Below are 2148 nucleotides of genomic sequence, written 5' to 3'. Positions count from 1 at the left end.
CTATACAACGTTGTATAGTTGTATACAGCAGGATGACAGCGGAAACAAACGTGATAATACTAACGCAAATACTTCCTAGTAAACAATGAGAAGGAGAGAACAATGATGAGTACAACGAAACACAAGGAAACCCCGCATATTAAACCAAAAGGAGTAGAGATTGCTGAAACTATTCTTTTACCGGGAGATCCATTAAGAGCAAAATTTATTGCCGAAACGTATTTAGAGAATGCCGTTCAATTCAACTCCGTCCGTAATATGTTCGGATACACAGGAACTTATAAAGGGAAGAAAATATCTGTCATGGGAACAGGAATGGGCATGCCGAGTATGAGCCTTTATTCATGGGAGCTGATCCATGTATTTGGTGTGAAGAATTTGATTCGCATTGGTACCTGTGGTGCCATGCAGGACCATATGAATCTATATGATATCGTTTTTGCCATGGGCGCTTCTACAGATTCCCGTTATGTTCATCAATTCAATCTTCCTGGAGAGTTTTCCAATATTGCCTCCTTTGCCTTATTGGAAAAAGCAAAAAAAACAGCTGATCAAAAATGTCTTCCTGTACATGTTGGAAATGTCCTTACGAGCGATATTTTTTACAATGCGGATGAAACAGCCATGGAAAAGTGGCGTAAAATGGGGATTTTATGTGCGGAAATGGAGACGGCTGGTCTTTATATGAATGCATCCTATGCGGGAGTTAATGCACTTACGATTTTAACAGTAAGCGATCATATTATTCGAAATGAACAAACGACACCGGAAGAGAGACAAGTTGCTTTTACCAATATGATGGAAATTGCCTTGGAGCTGGCTTAAGCACTGAATATCGGATTGTCAGGCATTTGATTCCGACTAATAGGTGATTAAGGACTGATGACTTAGAGAGATAGTAAGGAGGGGAATGTATGGCAACAATTAGTGCAAATGCGGCCATAGCAGAAGCTAAAGAAGATAATGTCAAGAAAGCAGTACCTATTATCTTATTGTTATTTCTACTATGTTTAGTCATTGATAATTCGTTTAAGATTATTTCTGTCGATATGGCAAAGGATTTTCATATTTCAGCAACAGCCGTAAGCTGGCAGGCAACCCTAGCTGGTTTAGTGATTGGAATTGGGGCAGTAGTTTACGCGACCTTGGCAGATTCTATTAGTCTAAGAAAACTATTTAGCGTCGGGATTATTTTAATCTGTGCCGGTTCCGTTTTGGGCTATATTTTTCAACAATCGTTTTTGCTGGTAGTTGTTTCAAGGATTATTCAAACAGCTGGTTTGGCATCAGCTGAGACACTCTATGTGATCTTTGTAACGAAACATTTGCCTGCAAATGAACAAAAGAAGTTTTTAGGATTAAGTACGAGCAGCTTTGCACTATCACAGATTATCGGTGCATTGACTGGTGGTTATGTTTCTACCTATTTCCATTGGACATCTTTATTTTTAGTTCCATTAGTCACTCTTCTCATCCTTCCTTTCATTTTAAAATATCTTCCTAAGGAAGAGGGGAAGGACACTCATGTGGATGTATTAGGATTATTTTTAGTTGGAGTAATCTCTGCAGCGCTATTATTATACATTACGGATTTTTACTGGATTTATCTTCTCGTGGTTATTGTGACTTTTGCCTTGTTCCTTGCTTATACCAGCAAGAATTCCAAAGCTTTCATCGGAATTTCGTTTTTCAAAAATAAGCAGTTTCTCTCGTTGCTTGGAGTCGCATTTGTTATTTATTCAGTTCAATTAGCGTATATTTTCTTGTTTCCGTTTTTACTTGAAAAAATTTATGGTTTTAAGCTTGATACCATTTCGTTAATATTAATTCCAGCATATGTATTAGCGGCAACGGTTGGAGTACTTTCAGGAAAAATTGCGAGAGTGATGGGAAGCAGGCAATGTATTACCATTGCTATGGCTGGTATTATTGTAAGTCTATTGTTAGGTGGATTTTTTGTAAAAACATCTGTTGTGATTTTTGTTGTATCCATGATTTTATTTTCTAGTTCATTTGCGTTTATGTACGCACCAATGCTCGATTCCTGCATTAGCACGATTGCAAAAGAAAATTCAGGAACTGCTATCGGATTTTTTAATTTGATTCTTAATGTTGCTGCATCGATCGGAATTGCTTATACTGTAGCCA

2 protein-coding genes are annotated in these 2148 nt (G+C 37.6%); both read left to right on the top strand.

All coding sequences use genetic code 11. The annotated features are described in order from the left end of the window. The first annotated feature begins 105 nt into the window (after window positions 1-105). Window positions 106-825: a purine-nucleoside phosphorylase gene (gene deoD / locus V7659_RS27070; protein WP_420491386.1), complete on the top strand. Its 720-nt coding sequence runs from the start codon at window positions 106-108 to the stop codon at window positions 823-825. An 89-nt stretch (window positions 826-914) separates the two neighbouring features. After that, on the top strand, window positions 915-2148 hold a 1234-nt coding region (locus tag V7659_RS27065), incomplete at its 3' end, for an MFS transporter (protein ID WP_335543173.1).

It is taken from the genome of Neobacillus drentensis, assembly GCF_036966985.1.
Taxonomy (GTDB): Bacteria; Bacillota; Bacilli; order Bacillales; family Cytobacillaceae; genus Neobacillus; species Neobacillus drentensis_E.
Note: the sequence above shows the minus strand (reverse complement) of the source record. Positions and strands in the feature narration are given on the sequence as shown.